An 18,383-nucleotide genomic window follows, 5' to 3' on the forward strand; every position below is an offset into this window, starting at 1 on the left:
CTCTTGGCTTAAGCACAGCCGAAGAGCCAATTTTAATAGGGATACATCCAATAAGTCGCGGTGGAATCGTCGGGCATCGATCGCAAGGTCGGGGTCCGCTGCGGGGGTTTAAGATGCGTCGAAGAAGAGATGATCCGGCCTATATCATCGAGAACCGCGCGGCTGGTTGAGTACGTGCTGTGATTTAGAGCAAACATTTCGCTCCCCACCGCAGAAACATCAATCGTTTCGATCCCGGGCACGAGAGTCGGCCCACTCTTGGATACGAACCCCATTCGCGAGGTGGATTGCGCCTTCTTCATGGAGGCGAGCAAGGCGAGATCCGTTGAGGAGGCGTATAGGGTGACCGCGCCTGCTGCTGATTTGATCTGGTTAGCTCTTTCCAGATAGAGGTCGCGATCAACATCCGGCGCCGCAAAAATCAGCTCGGTAATGCCTAGCGTCGTCTGGCTCAGCGCGGCTTGCTGCAAAGCTCCCAATAGCACCTCGCTGCCCAAGCTGTGTGCGATCACGATAATCCTGGAAACTTTCGCTTCCTTCTTGATGAGCTGAAGGAGATCGAACAAGCCGTCTGGCGCATAGAGTGCGCTTTCGCGATCGTAGTCATAATCGAGCAGCCCGCCCTTGGACGGCCAGGAATACATCATGACGCGACCTTTGTAGTTCGCATCGAAAGCAATCTGCGCTGCCTTAAATGCAGCGTCGGAAAAACCGACGTTGTAGCCATGCACAAAGAGCATCATGCTGTCGGCGGGATTTGCGATAGCGGAAGCGAACTCTTCGCGAGACAGACGATATAGCTTCTGGATTCGGAAATGCTTTCTGTCGTCTTCCGCCTCCTTGCGTAGCCCAAACCAGCTCGTCTTCGGCGTCTCAACTTCGCCCATCTTGTGAACGACGGGAATACTGACGGTCACGTAACCAAAAGTGTTGGTGGCAGAACGAGCATAGGAGATCTGGCTCAATTCGAGACCAGGCCCGCCCGTCACCATGCGATTCGTGGCGAAGTAGACCGGCACCAGACCCTTGATAGCCGACTTGTTGACCACAACCTCGGCACCGGTGGTGCTCTTGTCAGGCGGCGCCTCCTGGCTCGCCTCACCGGTTGTCGGTCGCCACGGCCGATAGCCATGATAGTGACGGACATGATGGTAATACCCGGGGCCATAGCGATAGCCGAATCTCTTGAACGCGCTCCCATGTTTCTGCGGAGCTTTGTGAACATGCGGCTTGGCAGGCTGTGAGACCGGACCTTGGTGGGCGCAACCGGTGGCGAGCGCGCAGAACAAGATAACGAGCCCTGTCCGAACGTGCTGGAACGCGTGGCGGAGCCAATGTAACCGGTTCGAAGCGTGGGTTGGCAGGGCGAGCATAACCATCCGGTCCGTTACCTACTTCGCTAGAATCTGGGAAAGATTGACGGTCGCGCCCAGCCATCCGCGATACCTGTCGACGGCAGGTCCGCTGGTGAGCCTGTAGGTGAAACGAGCCTGTGCCCCGCTGCCGTTTATCGCGCAAGCAATATTGCCGGCACCATTGGCGGTCTCCACGTGCCAGGAGCACCCCGTGATTCGGTACCCAGGTTCAGCCGCGAAGGTCTCAGCGTAATCAGCCGAGTGCTCCGCAAATACGACCGGGTGATCGTCCTTGGTCTTGTCCACCGTAAACGACCGCTCGATCTGCTTTGGCTCGACGAGTTGCGATACCGGAACGTTCACTATCAGTCGCCGGTCCTCCGGCAGAAGAGTGTGGATCGCTCCGGCAAGAATTTTGGGAATTTTCACGCCGGCATTGGCTTGCGTCTGCACATGCGTGGAATTCAGCCTGCTCCAGTTCTCAAACGAGATCGTCGTGTCGACCCACTTCGTCCAGCAAACAGAGGGCTGGGGAATGGCCGTGATCATGCTGTAGAGCGGGCTGGCGGTAATCACAGTGGCTGGAATGATGAAGTTGACGCCAGAAACCTGCGCATCGTTCCACTTAATAATGCCACCGACCGCAATCCCCAGCAGTGCGCCGAACTCGTTGAATGCGGGTCCCCCGCTGTTGCCGACGTTCATGACCGTGTCGGTCTGCCAGCGACCATTCGGGCTAGTCTGGTTGCTTATCAGACCGCTCGATATGCTGAGATCCAGATCGAGGGGATATCCGAGCAGATACAGCTGAGTCCCCATCGGGGCTTGCTGGTTGTCGTCGATCACCGGCATCGGGCAACGCGATGCGCCACCGCTGTTGTTGACGGGCTGAGACAATTCGAGGAGCGCCAGGTCCCTGGCATCATCGCGATGAATCGCGGTGACTTTGATCGGGTTCGCATTGCGCGATCCGAGACGAGCATTGACTTCGAAGCTCTTGTAGTTCTCCTCGCGTCCGATCACATGGCTGTTGGTCAGCACGAGGTTGTCGCCGATCAGCAGCCCGGAGCCGCCGCCGACCTCCTGCTTGTCGTTGTACATGACGCCAACATACTGGACGTGAACCGTCCTGACATTGTACCGCGCAGCAACCTGCACCGCCGCGCGGTCCGCTTGCGCCGGCGGGCAGAAGAATAGAGACAGGCCAAATGTCAGGAAGGATAGAATGTTCTGACAGCGGCGATGTCGAGCGGGCTGAGTTGTCCGTTTCCGTTCCATGCTGGATTACAATAGTTCATGATGGAATTGGGGTCGTATTTGGTGACTTTATAATCGCCGACCGAGCCAGACGCTTTCTCGTTGCGGCACTGCTCCGGCGCATCGTCGCGGTTCTGTTCATGCGTGAAACCAAGCGCATGTCCGAATTCGTGGACCGCAACCGCACGAATGCAGAACTCGCGTCTATCTCGACAGCCTTTGCTCCAATGATTGAAACTGAAATTGAGAGTCATGCCCGATGGCTTGCGGTCAAGGTATTTTCCGACGACATCGGTGTGAGCGCCCTCATCAGCGACCCGCACGTGCACACCGGGCGCGCCGTCGGTACACAACGACCAGGTCTTCGAAAACCACACTCCGCCTTGCGCCGCAGTCTGCCAAGTCTCCGCAACCGCTTTTCGAACTAGGTCGGCATACTTTTGATCCTTCGGCTGCAGATTCTCCCAGCAGACGGGGATTTCCTTAATCTCCCATTTCGATCCGCGAATGACCGTGCCGTACAGCTCCATTTCGGACACGCCCGAAGGAAGCGCGGGCTGAGCATTCGCGCCCCAAGAGATCAAGAGCGCGAGCAGCAGAACGAGTCTGGGTAACCAGAGGCGAATCATTGTCCTAATGCGTCGGGGTTGGGGTCGGCGGGAACACAGGCACCGGCGCCACGATGAAACCATTTGTCCGGGGTCCGCCGCCCGTACGGCGTCCGGCGCCTCCCGGGAATTCCTGCGACTTCTCTCCTCCCGGCGAGGGAGCGGTGTAAATTGGATTGTCCTTTGATCCAAGCGGCGGCGTTTTTGCCGCGTAGCCGGCGGACCCGGATTTGGCTCCGTTGGCAAGCACCGCGTTCGGACCGTTAATGTAGATACCGAGATTGCTGAACTGCTGAGCGGAGGCAGAGGCCTGAACTGCAGCAGGCGTCCAACGCGACGACGTGAGGGAGTACTTTGCCTCGACGCCGCCGGTAACCTGGATCGAAAACGTGTAAGTCATCTGCGCCGGCTCCGCGCTCTCCGAAGGCATGGCCGGCGTGAGATTGTTAGCGGCGATGAGAATAGCATTGTCCCGCAACCAAGCCGCCAGTGGCTTGGACGCATCGACAATGATGCGCTTATAGGCGGCGCGGTCCGGGTACTTGTTCTCGGCGAGTCCCTCGAGCTCGATCAGGTCCGTAGGCGTTCCTCGATAGCAGCCACGCTCGTACGTTGCGGGTCCCGCGGCAGCCGGCGTCGAGTCGGACGCAAGCTGGGCGTTCTGCTTCATCAGGAATGACCAGATCAGGTCATAGGTGTCCTGGGCTGAAGCAGTGGGACCCACATGGGTGATCTCACTACTGGTCGCGCTCAGAATCCGCTTGTAATCGAACGCTGTACCGGATCCGAGCCCGCCCGTATCGGTCACCTTCAACTCCAGGAAAAAGGTGCCATACAGGAACGGGTCTATGTCGAGATGAGCGTACCTGTCGAAGGCCTCTTCAGGCCTGGCCTTGTAGATCTTCAGGTATTCCTTCCGCTTCTCTCCTCCCGGCGAGGGAGCCGTGTAAATCGGATTATCCTTTGATCCAAGCCTGGATGGAGAAAAGTGTATGTCATTTGCGCCGGCTCCGCGCTCTCGGTAGGCATCGCCGGCGTGAGATTGTTAGCGGCGATGAGAATAGCATTGTCCCGCACCAGGCTGCCTGTGGCTTGGACGCGTCGACAATGATGCGCTTATAGGCGGCTCGGTCCGGGTACTTGTTCTCAGCACGCCCCTCGAGCTCGATCAGGTCCGCCGGCGTTCCATGATAGCAGCCGCGCTCATACGTTGCCGGTCCCGCGGCCGCTGGCGTCGTATCGGACGCAAGTTGTGCGTTCTGTTTCATCAGGAATGACCAGATCAGGTCATAGGTATCCTGGGCTGAAGCAGTGGGACCCCATGGGTGATTTCACTACTGGTCGCGCTCAGAATCCGTTTGTAATCAAACGCTGTACCGGAGCCGAGCCCGCCGGTATCGGTCACCTTCAACTCCAGGAAGAAAGTGCCATACAGGAACGGATCAATGTCGAAATGAGCGTACCTGTCGAACGCCTCTTCAGGGCGTGACTTCTAGATTTTGAGGTATTCCTTCCGCCGCTCCCGTTCGATCTGGTAGAAAGTCACGACCTCACATCGGATCGACTTGAGGAAATACGGCAGCCCACCGGCCGTAATCACGCCTGTCTGCGGTTCATGAATATAATACAGACTGGTACACCCGCCCATGGCGAGGCAAATACCAACGCAAGCCGCGGCTCGACTGAAATTCCACATATGACCGCCCCGTATCCGCGTCGAGCTAGCCCGTCTTATTCGCAAGAGTGCGCCTGAGGGGTTGGCGAGCGTGGTGTAAAGCGCTGATACGGCGTAGGATTCGGTTGCAACCCATCACCTTCAACCGCGAACGCCACGTCCGCCATGACCGACGATACGATTCCGCCCTTCTCGTTTTCGGCCGTTCACGCCAAGAAAGTCACAGCTGCCTTCGATGGTGGGCGCCTAATCTCGAATGGGGGCGTGATGCTTCTGGCGATGGCCGAGCGGCGTCTTGGTTTGGCCGACAATTTGGCCCGGGTGTTCCCGGATCGGCGCGATCCGACGCGGTTCGTGCACAGCCTTGTCGATATGTTCCGCGCGCGCATGTTCGCGATCTGCTGCGGCTACGAGGACGCCGACGACCTCGATCATCTGAGGTCCGATCCTGCATTCAAGCTGGCCTGCGGACGGCTGCCGGACGCGGGCCGGGATTTGTGTTCCCAGCCGACGCTGTCGCGGCTGGAGAATGCTCCGCGCCTGCGCGACGTGATTCGACTGACCTGCATTTTGGTCGATGCATGGATGGATAGCTACCCCCACCAGCCGGCATCCGTCACGCTGGACATCGATGATACCTGCGACGTCGTCCGCGGCCATCAGCAGCTCTCGCTGTTCAACGCTCATTATGACGAACGCTGCTTTCTGCCGATCCACGTCTACGACACGGAGAAGAGCCGGCCCGTGGCGGTCGTGCTGCGGCCCGGCAAGACGCCGGGCGGCGTCGAGGTGCGTGGCCATCTGCGCCGCCTGGTACGGCATCCGCACGCGATGGCACAACACGCGAATTACGTTCCGTGGCGACGGACACTATGCCCGGCCGGAGGCAATGGCGTGGTGCGAGACCAACGGGCATCGACTACATCTTCGGTCTGTCCGGCACCAAGCCGCTCGCCAGAAAAGTCGACGAGGTCGCCGACGACATCCGCACGCGACGCGCCATCGAGAACCTGCCGGTTCTGCGTGGCTATACCGAGACGCGCCACAAGGCAAAGTCCTCGGATCGCGAACGGCGCATGGTCGCCCGTATCGAGGCGACGATGCTCGGCCTCGACATCCGCTTCGTCGTCACCAGCCTCGATGTCGGTTCGGCCGAGTGGATCTACGACAGCCTGTATTGCGCGGGCGGCCAAGCCGAGAATCTGATCAAGCTGCATAAGACGCAGCTCGCCTCCGACCGCACCAGCTGCCGTTCGGCGCTCGCCAACCAGGTCCGTCTCGTGCTCCATACGGCCGCTTATTGGCTGATGCTGACCGTGCGCGAGGCGATTCCCAAAGTCCGGGAATTGGCCGCTGCCGAGTTCGCGACGCTGCGTCTTCGGCTCTTGAAAATCGCTGCCCGTGTCGTCGAGACCACGAGCCGCATTCGCCTTGCGTTCGCCGCGGCATGTCCCGAAGCCGACCTGATCCGCGGCTTGCCAGGCGCGCTGCTGCCACTCGGTCCTTGACCGGCGGGGCGTGCGCCCCCGTTCGCCCACCCCATCCCTCAAGCGCGTTGCAAAGTACGGGTCGTCAGGCGGTGAATAGCCGAAGGCAATCCTGTGCGCCTCGTCAGACAAGATGTGCGGCCGCATCAATCGGACTAAAAAGCCGCACTCTCACGAATAGGACGGGCTAGGCGCGGCAGCGACCGTCCTTTTCTTCTTGGTCAATCCACGCGCTGCGGGCGTTGGCCTTAAAGAGCGCGGCGTGATCTATTTGGTCATCATGGTGGTCGGCAGTAGCGTACCGTGCGCGATATTGTACGGCTTAGGTGCTTTGGCTCGCCATGTTTTTGCGGGAGCGACTTGAAGAGCGAGTCGGCCGGCTACAACTTCGGCCTGCTCCTGCGATGGCCCGCAGACGTGCCATCATCCGTGCCTTCGCCGAAACTGTCCCGGCTCAAAAGATTGCTTAAATCATCGCTCGTCCGCGTTTTTCACGGAGCACTCTTTATTTATTTGTTTGCACTGCTCCCTTGAGGATTGGGAATGAGCCTAAATTGGCCGCCTATGCGTCAGGTTGTGGTCAGCCAAGCTGTATATCCTCCTCCGCACGGAGCTTGCGCGGCACGAGCTCCAGCGTGCAATTGTGCCGAGAGGAGAGCGAATCTGATGTATGGTAGAATCGTCGGATCGTCCAGCCAGCCTGGAAGCGCCAGCCATGTTGATGAATCTGGAGATGAGGGAGAGAGTCCCCGATTTGCGGACACAGTTGCGGGCATGGAGCCCAGTACGTCGTCGTCGGTGACAACGACGCCATACTCTCTGGCTTCCAAGCCGCCGATCATAGAGATCGATCAAAATTCCTTCGAAAACGGACTGAGGAGATTTTTGGGCGGCGACATCAGGCACGTCGCCGGTAACCCAGAAGAGTACTCGGATCACGTGTCCGAGAAGGCTTGGCGCACAGGAGCGGTTGCTGGAAGCTACCTCAACACTCCCGAATATTCAATCAAGCCAGGACGATTCTACAGCTATCAGTTAGGTGACGAAACCGTCGGGCTTTTAAAAGCAGGTGGGCCGACTCAAATCGAGGGGGAGCAGTTTTGGCAACAGTTTGGACGCAACGATATCACGTCCGTGGTTGAGCTTCGGGTTACTCATCCGTTGGTCGATAACGCGGGCGATATTCTGCTGGAGCATCAACTGCGACTGGACGGCGACCATCCCTTGGTCTTGTCACGTCCTGGCATGGAGGGCATGGAACCCCGTCTGAAAAAAATGGGTTTTGTCCACATGGGTGGTAATGATTGGGCGCTTGATCCTAACCAGCATCCCGAAGTGTGGACGAAGAACGAGAGCAACGAGTGGCAGCGAGTAGACAAACCTACGAAGTATCTTACTAAGGTCGAGGATAGTGACACCGCTTCTGAAGCAAGTGTCGAAAGTGCCGAAACGACCTCTTCAGGTGGTGATCCGGCATCCCTCTTGGACCAGCACTTCGCACGATTGCGCATGGAGTAGAACAGCCGCAATAAAGAGAGACCTGGGCAGGAAATAACGGCTGTTTCGTGAATGGACGCGGCGCCGCGAAGGTCCTAGCGTTAAACGAGGGGGGCGTACGTTAGCAGCGTGCGCCCCATTCGCCTGCCTATCCTATTCAGAAAGTAATGTAAAAAGGCACTCCGCTCCGTCACAGTGCGAACCACCGATGCGAGGGGCGACCGCCGGTCTTGGTCGAGGCGAACCGCTGCTCGATCTGCTTGGACTCGAGAAGCTGTTGGGTGACGTCGTTCAGACGGCGCAAGTCGAACTCGCCGTTGACCATCTTCTTCAGCGTCGAGCTAGCCCGTCTTATTCGAAAGCGTGCGCCTGAGGGGCTGGCGAGCGTGGTGTAAAGCGTTGATGCGGCGTAGGATTCGGTTGCGAAGCCAACCCCATCACCTCAACCGTGAACGCCACGCCCGCCATGAACGATGATACGATTCTGCCCTTTTCGTTTCCAGCCGTTCACGCCAAGAAAGTCACAGCTGCCTCGATGGTGGGCGCCTAACCTCGAAAGGGGGGGGTGATGCTTCTGGCGATGGCCGAGCGGCGTCTTGGTTTGGCCGACAATTTGGCCCGGGTGTTCCCGGATCGGCGCGATCCGACGCGGGTCGTGCACAGCCTGGTCGATATGTTCCGCGCGCGCATGTTCGCGATCTGCTGCGGCTACGAGGACGCCGACGACCTCGATCATCTGCGGTCCGATCGTAAGCGGCGTGTCTCCCGCACCTTGTTGCTGTTGAGCAGACCGGCAATATGCGTTCCGTCTTGAAGAGGACGGTTTGCATATATGATCGGGCGTGTTGTCGACGCATCGGAACTACGGGTTCGGCGGCGCTGGAGCGGCGAGGTCAAGGGACGGATCGTCGCGGAATCCTTTGTTCCCGGCGCGATCGTCTCGGACGTCGCGCGGCGCCACGGTCTATCGCCGCAGCATTTGTCGACCTGGCGCAAGGCCGTGCGCGACGGGTTGTTGACGTTGTCGGAACACACGGAGCCGGCGGCGACGAGGCCGGCTGGAGCGGTCGCGATCCAGGAAGCGAGTTCATCAAGCGGCGAGGCTTTTAGCTTGCTCGGCGCTCCACGCCCAGGGCATGAGTTCGTCCAGACGCGAGGCCGGCCAGAGGTTGACGAGTCTGGTGAGGACGTCGGTCAGATAGGCCTGCGGCTCCACGCCGCAGAGCTTGCAGGTCTCAATCAGCGAAGCGATGCAGGCCCAGTTCTCCGCGCCCTCATCATGCCCCGCGAACAGTGCGTTCTTGCGGTTGAGGATAAGAGGACGGATGCTTCGCTCGACAATATTTGTGTCGAGCTCGATGCGGCCGTCGTCAAGGAAGCGCATCAGGCCAACCCAGTGGTTCAAGGCGTAACGGATGTGCTCGGCGATTGTCGCTTTGCCCGAGACGCGGGTGAGTTGCTGCTCGAACCAGGCCTTGAGCGCCAGCACCAGCGGCTTGCTGCGCTCCTGGCGGATGGCACGACGCTCATCGGCGCTGCGGCCCCTGATCGTCTTCTCGATCGCATAGAGAGCGGCAATACGCTCGAGCGCTTCGCTCGCGATCGGAGCAGGACCGTCCTGGACAACGTCGAAGAAGCGCCGCCGCAGATGAGCCCAGCAGAAGGCGAGCGTGATCGCCGCGTCAGGCGCGGTGTCGGCAATGGTCTTGTAGACGGTGTAGCCGTCGCATTGCACGATGCCGCGATAACCGTCGAGCAGCTTGAGCGCGTGGACGGCGCCGCGACCAGGCGCATAAGTGTAGGCCACTGCCGGCGGATCGGCCCCGCCCCACGGCCGATCGTCGCGCGCGATCGCCCAGAAGAAGCCTTTCTTGGTGCGGCCGCGGCCGGGATCGAGCACAGGCGCTGTGGTCTCGTCCACCGCGATCTTGTTCGCGGTCAAAATGATCTCGCGCAGCCTGAGCCAGAGCGGACGAAGCTCTGCGCCTGCATAGCCCACCCAGAACGCCAAAACCGAGCGCTTGATGTCGATACCCTGCGCCAGCAGCATCTGAGCCTGCCGATACAGCGGCAGGTGCCAGGCATATTTGGCGACCAGAACATGGGCGACCATCGCCTCGGTCGGCAAGCCGCCCTTGATCAGCCGCTCTGGTGCCGGCGCCTGAACCACGCCATCCGTGCAGGCCCGACAGGCATATTTGGGACGATGGGTGACGATCACGCGGAACTGTGCCGGGACGACGTCGAGCCGCCGTGAGGTCTCCTCACCGATCACATGCAGAGGCGTGTGGCAGCACGGACAGTTGGTATCCTCCGGGGCAATCGTGACGTCGATATGCGGCAGATGGCCGGAAGCGCACCACGGCTGGCGCGGCGCCGTTCAGCACGCTGGCGTGCGCCTGCCGTGTCCTTCCTGTCCTGGACCGCTTCATCGCCGGCAATGGCCTGCTCGATGTCCTCGATCGCCAGCTGCAACTGCTCAGGGTCGAGCTTCTCCGAGCGGCGACCGAACTGCGCGCGTTGCAGCTGGCGCAAGAGATGCTGAAGGCGATCCATTTGCGACAGCGCCTGATCGCGTTCGACGATCGCCGCGTCGCACTTTGCGATCGCCGCGTCGCGCTCCGCACGTGCCGCCGCAACCAGCGCCTGCAGCGCCTCGATATCGGTCGGAAGTTGATCCGTGGTCTCGCTCACGCCCGGTACTCAAGCTGATTCGCGGGCCCTTGTGGAAGACTGCAGCCGACATGATTCAATTGGTCACAGGGTTCACGACGTTGCGCTCGGCTGACCAATGTCGCGGGCATGCAGGCGCGACCAATCCAGGCCGTCCATCAGCGCGGCGAGCTGTGAGGCAGACAAACGCATCACGCCATCGCTGATCGGCGGCCAGCGGAACGCGCTATGCTCCAGCCGCTTCCACAGCAGCACGAGCCCGGACCCGTCCCAGGCAAAAATCTTCAAACGGTCCGCTCGCTTTGAACGGAAGACGAAAATCGTTCCCGCGAACGGATCATGGTGGAGTTGCTCGCGCACCAGCGCGGCGAGACCATCGGCACCTTTACGAAAGTCGACCGGCCGCGTCGCGACCATGATCTTCACGCCCGCCGAAGCCGCGATCATGTCGTCGCCCTCACGGCCCGCAGCACATCGCGCAGCCAGGCCGGATCGACCCCCGCCGCTGCGCGAACTACCGCATCGCCAATCTCGATGCTGATCGTTATCCCGTTCCGCGTTGCCGCTTCCACGCACATCCCAGCGGGGCGAAGCTCCGACACCACCGGAACGAAGAGCGGTGCATCCTCCGCCGGCAAGCTCAGCAGACCGGCACGCGCGGCCTTGCGCCAAGCAAACAGGTGTTGCGGTGAGAGGTCGTGCCGGCGCGCCACCTCGGACACAACTGTGCCCGGCGCATATGACTCCGCCACGATCCGCCCCTTGACCACGGCGCTCCACCGCCGCCGACGCCCCGCTCCGACCTGGATATCCACCCGGCCCCGTGGCTCTGAAGCGTCAACTATATGGTCAACCATATATGCGAACCGTACTGTATATGACGGCTCGCATGTTGCCGATCAGCTCACGCCGAACAAGGTGCGGGAGACACACCGCTTACGTCCGATCCCGCATTCAAGCTGGCCTGCGGACGGCTGCCGGACAGCGGTCGCGATCTTTGTTCCCAACCGACACTGTCACGCCTAGAGAATGCGCCGCGCCTGCGCGACGTGATCCGACTGACCTACATTTTGGTCGACGCATGGATGGATAGCTATTCATCTCCGCGCGGGCTTTAGGCGCGAGATCCATCAAGCGAGCCATGGTCAAGGGCTCGTAAGGCCGCCCCAGGCGAACCGACGCGGGGAAGCAATCGAGGGACACCGCCTTCGCCGCGATCCAGCATGATCTTGCGCTTTTGCGCCGCATTCCGTTGCCGAATGCGGGATAACAGCAGCGAACGTCACCTCAAGTTGCACCAAATTAGTGATCCAAGATGCGACTTCTAAGCGAACTCTTTTGGGGCTTCAATATGAAGAGATTTCTGGGATTTTTGTTGATCGCTCAGTTCTTCTTGCTTTTCGCCGAGGCCAGGGCGCAGGGGCTTCCTGCTCCCTCATACTGGAAGAATGAACGGGGTTCAGAGCTGTATGTTTGGTCCACTAATGGCAGGGCAATCCAAGGGACTTTCACGAACCATGCTCAAGGGTTTGCTTGCCAGGGTATCCCTTATCCTGCATCGGGAGCAGTCGGTCCAACCGGACTGTATTTTGTTGTTACTTTTGCCCAGTGCAATTCGTTCACCCGGTGGGTTGGAAAAATTAACGGGGCTCAAATGCCAACGTCATGGACGCTGTTCTACGTTGATAAGAACGGAAAGCCCGGCAAGTTGAAGGGCGCGGATACATTCACGCGCGTATGGTAGTTTTCAATCTTCTTGCAACGTGGCGACCTTAGATCGACAATTCGCTCTCGCGAGTTTCGGACTGCGTCTCTTTGAGACGCGTAAGCTCCGTTTCGCAATGCTCTGGGCTGTCCACGATCAGCAGGTTCGATGCTTCCCGCAAGCCCTGTTGGAACGGCCGAGGAATTGCATCGAAGGGCCTCCCCAGATCCGAAAGGACAGTATAAGCTTGCGTCCAAACTTGTCGGACGATCCGTGCGTTAGCATTTGTTTTCAGGTTCTTGTTTTGAAGCCCAGCGCGGGGTCCGCTAGGGGCCGCTAATGTGTGCGGCGATCGTGCCACTGCGTTTGGTTAACGAATGTGAGTTTTCAGCTCTCGATACTTAAGATTCTCGCCGGCCAACCGGAGGGCCGTGCGAGTCTCGCTGTCCTGAAGGATTACCTAGCGGTATTCTACACCAGCGGTCCGGAGTGGACGGCTCGTATGAAGCGATTGGCAGAGCGGGCCCCGGATCTCAATATTTTCGGACAGAAGCTGGTTGCGCGAGAATCCGGACAGTGGATCATAACGGAAAAAGGCAGGGCCCTTCTTGGTTCGCTGGAACAGATGGCCATGCCGACCACTCAAGAGCGAGCGCTCGAAGGATCGCGTGAGACGCCTCTCGCAAGTAAGCTTCCCGTGCTTCCACCCGCGCTGCAACGCCGCAGCGCCAGCCGCAGGCGTCGCGGCCAGAAACAGCCGAGGACGCGGGACGATCGATCGGCCTAACGGCTCTGTGAAGCTCAGAGCGACGACCGATGTCGCTCAATAGTGAGCGGCGGGGCAACATCGCACGCGACCTACGAGGAGGGTCTTGATCATTCTGCGAACAGTAGATAGATCGCGGTCATTTGCATGGAGATATTATAGTGGCAACCGGTATAGTAAAGTGGTTCAGCGCGACGAAGGGCTACGGCTTTATTAGGCCGGATGATGGGGGAGCCGACGTATTCGTGCACATCAGAGCAGTCGAGAAGGCCGGCTACACCGCTCTTGCGGAGGGGGCGCGGATCAGCTTCGATGTCAAGATGGGTAGCTCGGGTAAGGTGTCCGCAGAAAATCTGCGTTTTGGTTGATTTGCGCCATCAGCTTCGCGGCCGTCGCTGTGTAAGCCGAGCAATGCCTGCGCGGCTCAAGCGATCATCCCTGGGGTCGAGAGCTAGTCTTACTGCATCATAAATTTCGATGACTGCTTTGTCTTGAGATTGCTCTGATACAACAAGGGCATCGAGATAGTGTGGACGCGAGAGCGGCGCTCAATTTCCGCCGGACAGTCGAGATCGAATTTGGAACGTGGCGTTCAGGCCGCAATGGCGGAACCCCCTCGGGCGATAAGTTTCGGGAATTGTAACCTCTTTGAAAAACCCGGCCGAACCTGTTGCTGAGGGGGGAATCGTCTCCCGCTCGGAGACCAGGAATCCGTAGGCCGCGATGCACAGCGTTGCATGATGGTGGAAGCCGCGCCAGCCTCGTCCCTCGAAGTGGCCAAGACCGATCTCCTGTTTGAGTTCGTGGTAGTCGCGCTCGATGCGCCAACGCAGCTTGGCCGTGTCAACCAGCTGACGGAATCCAATGTTCTCCGGAAGCGTCGAGAACCAATATTTGGTGGGTGCTTCCGCGCCCTCCGGCCACTCGATCAGCAGCCATTCCTGCGGCCGGCTTTCGGCAAGCCAGTAATCTCGATGTGCCGGACGGATGCGCACACGGGCAAAGCGCGAGGATAAGCGTTCTGCCGTCCCTTCACGCCACGTGATCTTGCGCCAAGCACCATCCGACGCGGCGGTATCACCAAGGCTGGCAACGCTCTGGCCAGGCGGGCTCTGATCGAGGGGGCATGGACCTATCGCATGCAAGCCCGCGTCAGTCGCAAGCTCCATGACCGTAACGAGCGCCTGCCTCAAGTTATCCCCGTGGGTCGGTCAAAATCCCCCGGGTATGGTCACTTGAAACTCCCCCACCTGATGATCGCCGTCAGCGCCGCTGAACAGCAGTAGCCGGTCAGGCAGGACGTTTATGTTCGACCCCTTTAGCCAGCAAGGGGCCGGGGAGTTGAACGTCTTGAAGCGACATCTGCAAAGCACGGTATTTACATTACTTGATCGCAACGCCAGCCAGCGCGAGATCCACAGGCTGACGGGGGTCGATCGCAAGACGATCCGGCGTTACCGGGCGCTGCGGGCTGGTGCGGAGGCAAATTCCCCCGGGGAAGTGACCACCGGCACGGTGAGCGCGGACGACCAAATTCCCCCACCCCGACCACCGGCTTTTGGGGTGTCGGAAGCGACAGCCGCCTGCAGCCTGGCCCGCTCGGCCTGCGAACCGCATCGGGCATGGATCGAAGAACAGGTCCGCCTGAAGCGGAATGCGCAGGCGATTTACCAGGACCTGGTCGATCGATTTGGCTTTCCGTCCAGCTATCAGAGCGTCAAGCGGTTTGTGCGCACGTTGCGACACAGCGATCCCGAGCAGTTTGATCGACTTGAGTTCCTGCCTGGCGAGGAAGCTCAGGTCGACTATGGCGAGGGCGCTCTGACGATTGATCCCAGGAGCGGCCGGTACCGCCGTCCCCGCCTGTTCGTGATGACGCTGCGCTACTCGCGGCGCAGCTTCCGGCGGGTGGTCTGGAAGTCCAGCCAACACGTCTGGGCGCAGCTCCACGAAGAGGCGTTCCGGTATTTTGGCGGGGTCCCCAGCTATGTCGTGCTCGACAATCTGAAGGAAGGCGTCCTCAAGCCGGATTTGTACGAGCCCGAGCTCAACCCGATTTACAGCGCGATGCTGGCTCATTACGCCGTGGTCGCCGATCCCGCGCGGGTGGCCGATCCCAATCGGAAAGGCTGCGTCGAGAGTGCGATTCAACATACCCAGGGCACCGCGCTGGCCGGACGGCGCTTCGAGACACTGGAAGCCCAGAACGAGTTCCTGAGGCACTGGGAGGAGAATTGGGCCTCCAAGCGCATCCACGGCAGCACGCGCCGTCAGGTCGAGGCGATGTTCCAGGAAGAGAAGCCGCACCTGCGGCCGCTGCCTGTCGCTCCCTTCCGCATCTTCACCGAAGTCGTCCGGACTGTCTGCGACGACACCACCGTACGCGTCGACAACAGCTATTACGCCGCGCGGCCCGCGCCGATCGGCAGTCAGGTCGTGGTGCGGATCTACGCCTCCACGATCGAGATCCGTGATCGCCACACCCGTGCGCTGCTGCGTGTTCATTCCCGGATGACGCACCCCGGTTCTGTTGTCCTGCCGACCAGCGAACGGCCGTTCAATCCGTCGCGGCAAACCGCCGTGCTGCTGGCGAGCGCCGAGCGCATCGGGCCGCAGACCAGGGCCTTGTGCCAGCAGGTGTTCGACACCGAAGGGCGCCCCGGACAGCGCGCGATGTGGGGCATTGTCGGGCTGGGCCGGAAGTATCCGGCGCGGCTGGTCGAGCAGGCCTGCGCGCACGCCATCGACAACCGCATCTACCGCTACAAGCACGTGCGTGCGACCGTCGAGCGGTTGTTCGAACAGGCGATTGAGAAGGTTGGAGTGACGCCACAGCCGGCATCGCCGCTCACCCAGGATCATCCGCTGATCCGTACCCCCGCGGAATACGGCGACCTCTTCAGCCGCGCTGTGCGGCGCGACGCCGACGATAATGGTCGGCAGGCCGAGGCTCACGACGATCACGCCACGGCAATCCGCGCTCGTGTCGCCTGCGCAACCCCGGCCAGCTCCGGCGCCACGAGCGCTCCCGCTGCACCTTCTCACCTTAAACTGGAGACCTAGCCACATGATGACCATGCCGGAAATTGAGCGTTGCCTACGACAGCTGCGCCTGTCGGGTGTCCGCGACACGCTGCAGACGCGCGTGCTCCAGGCGCAGGGCGCCAACCAGCCCTTCCTCGAGACCTTCTCCCTTATCCTGCAGGATGAACTGGACCGTCGTCAGTCCCGTCTTATCGAGCGGCGATACCAGCAATCCGGGCTCGACGAAAAGCTGACGCTCGCCGAGTTCGACTGGTCCTTCAATCCCAAACTGCCACGTCAGACCTGCTTCCAGCTCCACACCCTGGCGTTCATTGCCGCTGGCGAGAACGCTCTGCTTGTCGGCAAACCTGGCACCGGGAAGTCGCACATCGCCAAGGCGATTGCCTATCAGGCGATCCTGCAAAGCCACAAGGTCCAGTATCTTGAGACCGACGACTTCTTCCACCGCTACGCCCTGAACTCTCCGGCACAACGCGAGGTCCGGCTGCGAACCATCATCGACTGCGATCTCCTCGTGCTGGACGATCTATTCCTCGCACGCGCCATCCCCGACGACGCCGGCACTTTGCTGCAGACCCTGATCCATCAGCGCTACAAACTGCGCCGCAGCGTCATCGTCACCTCCAATCGCGTCGTGCAGGATTGGGGGCATACCTTGGGGACAACACTATGAGCACGACGATCCTCGATCGCCTTATGCATCATTGCCATCTGCTTGAGTTCGACGGACGCAGCTATCGGCTCAAAGAAGCCGCTGAAGCTCTTGCCCGGGAAACAAACTCAAACTAACAGTCCCTTGTCCTGCCTCGCGGGTGGAGGAATTTGACTGACCACACCCGGAGGAATTTGAAGTGACCCGCGGGGAGTTATCCGCGATATCGCCTGGAAGGCCCAGGTCAGGCTATGCGCTCGCTATCGGCGCTTGTCGGCGGCCGGCAAACCCAAGGTGATCGTCACCACCGCCATTGCACGTGAGATGGTCGGCTTCCTGTGGGCGATCACTCGTCAAGTACAACTCGGGCCGGCCGCCTGAAGAGCGCCGACCATATCGGTGCCCAGGGCAGGAGGCAGGGCGCGGTGGGGAATCCTCGTGGCCTGTTATGAGCCGGCATTGCCGACGCTCGCCCTCTAGACCGAGGCAGCCCCAAGACGAAACCACGGTCATGCGGTAGCCAACCCGCGCATGAGAGCTTGATCAACCGTCGTCTTTAGCCCTGCCTCCTACCGTGGGCACCTTCGAAGTCCAGCATCCGGGCGCTCAGCCGGAAGCGGCTCCGCTTGATCGGGTCGCTTGACAGCAAACATGAGAGCAGGGTGTTGAAAAACTCAGCCGCGTTCGCAAACGAAGGCGGAATCGTCGCCGTTGTGGATGTAGAAGTGGCCGACGAGCCTGCCCTTGGTGCCAATCATAGCCCATCCGCGACCGCAGGATGGATCATTCTCATCGTGCCCTTCCCATGAGAACTCCGCGCAGGGCGAACCGTCGCGGGTGCCGTAGCGCACGTCCAAGAAGCCCTTAAGAGCCCCAAAGGCGATTTCGCCATCGGACTTGCCCTGGAAGGTGAGATGCGCCTCTTCGACAAGATCGAGGAAGTCGCTGTCCCAGACGTCCATCTCGACGATGCGCCAACGTCCGACAAAGGCCTTGGCGAAGCCGGGCACCTTGCCCATCAGCCGGTCTCCGCGATCAACTTGGGCAGCCGCACCAGATTGTAGGCGCTGGCAGCGAAGGTGAAGGCCCATGCGACGCGATCACGGCCACGGAAGCTGGTCTTCTCTTGACCGGCGACCGTCTTGATCCAGCCGAACGCCTCCTCGATGCGCTTGCGGATGCGCTGGCTGACGGCATAGCCGCTGTGCCGGGTCGTTCTCCCGTCGATCGAAGAGCTGCGGCCGCTGGTGTTCTGCGCAACATGCGGCGTTACGTGCATCGAGCGCAGCTCGTTGACGAAGTCCTCTGCGTCGTAGGCTTTGTCGGCGCCAAGCGTGATTGCTGTCGGCCGGTCGGCACGAGGCTCAATCATGTGCAGCGCGGCCACTCGCTCGGCATGCCCGTCGGCCCGCGTCAGGCAGGCGTCGACCAGCAGGCCGTGGCGGTTCTCCATCAGCCCATGCCCGATGAAGCACAGCTTCGTCTCCTTGCCTTTACCTTTGCGGTAGAGCCTGGCATCGGGATCAGTCGTCGAAGCATGGGTGTCGTTCGAGCGTTTCTGGCCGTGGAAGTCCGCATCAGCATTGCGCCCGCCGCCTTGCGCCGGCGGCTCGCCCGAGCCGTCCTTGGGTTTGACGCTCTTCATTGTTGCCGCAAGCCCGAC

General features: G+C 60.4%; 12 protein-coding genes and 10 pseudogenes. 12 read left to right on the forward strand and 10 right to left on the reverse strand.

Going from position 1 to position 18,383, the window contains the following annotated elements; translation table 11 throughout:
• Nucleotides 1-32: 32 nt before the first annotated feature.
• The 4 genes from EI171_RS38820 to EI171_RS38840 form a co-directional block, all read right to left on the reverse strand.
• The gene (locus EI171_RS38820) at nt 33-1,379 is read right to left on the reverse strand and encodes an alpha/beta hydrolase (protein ID WP_246740362.1); all 1,347 of its coding nucleotides are present in this window, start codon (nt 1,377-1,379) and stop codon (nt 33-35) included.
• Nucleotides 1,380-1,391: 12 nt separating this feature from the next.
• The gene (locus EI171_RS46030; protein WP_246740363.1) at nt 1,392-2,456 is read right to left on the reverse strand and encodes a serine protease; all 1,065 of its coding nucleotides are present in this window, start codon (nt 2,454-2,456) and stop codon (nt 1,392-1,394) included.
• A 110-nt stretch (nt 2,457-2,566) separates the two neighbouring features.
• Entirely contained in the window at nt 2,567-3,241 is a 675-nt protein-coding gene (locus EI171_RS38835) for a M12 family metallopeptidase (protein ID WP_161536420.1), read from the reverse strand.
• 4 nt (nt 3,242-3,245) lie between these two features.
• Nucleotides 3,246-4,028 (reverse strand): hypothetical protein, encoded by a 783-nt coding sequence (locus EI171_RS38840; RefSeq protein ID WP_161536421.1) that lies wholly within the window; start codon nt 4,026-4,028, stop codon nt 3,246-3,248.
• Nucleotides 4,029-5,060: 1,032 nt separating this feature from the next.
• Between EI171_RS38840 and EI171_RS46885 the strand changes: the two are divergent.
• From EI171_RS46885 to EI171_RS38860, 5 genes and pseudogenes are all read left to right on the forward strand, one after another.
• Nucleotides 5,061-5,669, forward strand: a pseudogene (locus tag EI171_RS46885) (transposase); the annotation flags it as partial.
• 83 nt (nt 5,670-5,752) lie between these two features.
• On the forward strand, nt 5,753-6,403 hold the full coding sequence (locus EI171_RS46890; protein ID WP_371740335.1) for a transposase: 651 nt from the start codon (nt 5,753-5,755) through the stop codon (nt 6,401-6,403).
• A gap of 645 nt (nt 6,404-7,048) precedes the next feature.
• A complete protein-coding gene (locus tag EI171_RS38850; RefSeq protein ID WP_246740364.1) occupies nt 7,049-7,900 on the forward strand; it encodes a host specificity protein in 852 nt (283 codons plus the stop codon).
• Nucleotides 7,901-8,345: 445 nt separating this feature from the next.
• Nucleotides 8,346-8,627 (forward strand): annotated as a pseudogene (locus tag EI171_RS38855) (transposase); the annotation flags it as partial.
• An 84-nt stretch (nt 8,628-8,711) separates the two neighbouring features.
• Nucleotides 8,712-8,858, forward strand: a pseudogene (locus tag EI171_RS38860) (transposase); the annotation flags it as partial.
• A gap of 111 nt (nt 8,859-8,969) precedes the next feature.
• On the opposite strand, the pseudogene EI171_RS38865 reads toward EI171_RS38860, so the two are convergent.
• The 3 genes and pseudogenes from EI171_RS38865 to EI171_RS38875 all read right to left on the reverse strand — a co-directional run bounded on the left by EI171_RS38865 (nt 8,970) and on the right by EI171_RS38875 (nt 11,367).
• Nucleotides 8,970-10,573 (reverse strand): annotated as a pseudogene (locus tag EI171_RS38865) (IS66-like element ISBj7 family transposase).
• A gap of 72 nt (nt 10,574-10,645) precedes the next feature.
• The gene (tnpB, locus tag EI171_RS38870) at nt 10,646-10,999 is read right to left on the reverse strand and encodes an IS66 family insertion sequence element accessory protein TnpB (protein WP_011084591.1); all 354 of its coding nucleotides are present in this window, start codon (nt 10,997-10,999) and stop codon (nt 10,646-10,648) included.
• Complete coding sequence (locus tag EI171_RS38875; RefSeq protein WP_157158178.1) at nt 10,996-11,367, reverse strand: transposase; 372 nt, start codon at nt 11,365-11,367, stop codon at nt 10,996-10,998. Before EI171_RS38875 ends, tnpB begins: the two co-directional genes overlap by 4 nt.
• A gap of 120 nt (nt 11,368-11,487) precedes the next feature.
• On the opposite strand from EI171_RS38875, the pseudogene EI171_RS38880 reads away from it, so the two are divergent.
• From EI171_RS38880 to EI171_RS38890, 3 genes and pseudogenes are all read left to right on the forward strand, one after another.
• A pseudogene (locus EI171_RS38880) lies at nt 11,488-11,649 on the forward strand (transposase); the annotation flags it as partial.
• Between the two features lie 254 nt (nt 11,650-11,903).
• Nucleotides 11,904-12,296 carry an avidin/streptavidin family protein gene (locus EI171_RS38885; protein ID WP_097670005.1) on the forward strand — a complete coding sequence of 131 codons (393 nt, stop codon included), beginning with the start codon at nt 11,904-11,906 and terminating at the stop codon, nt 12,294-12,296.
• Nucleotides 12,297-13,184: 888 nt separating this feature from the next.
• The gene (locus EI171_RS38890; protein ID WP_161536422.1) at nt 13,185-13,391 is read left to right on the forward strand and encodes a cold-shock protein; all 207 of its coding nucleotides are present in this window, start codon (nt 13,185-13,187) and stop codon (nt 13,389-13,391) included.
• Between the two features lie 180 nt (nt 13,392-13,571).
• On the opposite strand, the pseudogene EI171_RS38895 reads toward EI171_RS38890, so the two are convergent.
• Nucleotides 13,572-14,099: pseudogene (locus EI171_RS38895) on the reverse strand (transposase); the annotation flags it as partial.
• Here EI171_RS38895 and EI171_RS46035 point away from each other — a divergent pair.
• The 4 genes and pseudogenes from EI171_RS46035 to EI171_RS46040 all read left to right on the forward strand — a co-directional run.
• Nucleotides 14,079-14,222: pseudogene (locus EI171_RS46035) on the forward strand (IS110 family transposase); the annotation flags it as partial. The pseudogenes EI171_RS38895 and EI171_RS46035 sit on opposite strands and share 21 nt — an antisense overlap.
• 106 nt (nt 14,223-14,328) lie before the next feature.
• Nucleotides 14,329-16,086 carry an IS21 family transposase gene (gene istA, locus EI171_RS38900; RefSeq protein ID WP_161536423.1) on the forward strand — a complete coding sequence of 586 codons (1,758 nt, stop codon included), beginning with the start codon at nt 14,329-14,331 and terminating at the stop codon, nt 16,084-16,086.
• A 4-nt stretch (nt 16,087-16,090) separates the two neighbouring features.
• Nucleotides 16,091-16,857 (forward strand): annotated as a pseudogene (gene istB / locus EI171_RS38905) (IS21-like element IS1631 family helper ATPase IstB).
• A 79-nt stretch (nt 16,858-16,936) separates the two neighbouring features.
• Nucleotides 16,937-17,101, forward strand: a pseudogene (locus EI171_RS46040) (IS110 family transposase); the annotation flags it as partial.
• Between the two features lie 293 nt (nt 17,102-17,394).
• Here EI171_RS46040 and EI171_RS38910 read toward each other — a convergent pair.
• Both EI171_RS38910 and EI171_RS38915 read right to left on the reverse strand, forming a co-directional pair.
• Nucleotides 17,395-17,739 carry a hypothetical protein gene (locus EI171_RS38910; protein WP_161533216.1) on the reverse strand — a complete coding sequence of 115 codons (345 nt, stop codon included), beginning with the start codon at nt 17,737-17,739 and terminating at the stop codon, nt 17,395-17,397.
• A pseudogene (locus tag EI171_RS38915) lies at nt 17,739-18,371 on the reverse strand (transposase); the annotation flags it as partial. The gene EI171_RS38910 and the pseudogene EI171_RS38915, both read right to left, overlap by 1 nt.
• Between the last annotated feature and the right edge of the window lie 12 nt (nt 18,372-18,383).

It is taken from the genome of Bradyrhizobium sp. LCT2 (assembly GCF_009931255.1).
GTDB lineage: Bacteria > Pseudomonadota > Alphaproteobacteria > Rhizobiales > Xanthobacteraceae > Bradyrhizobium > Bradyrhizobium diazoefficiens.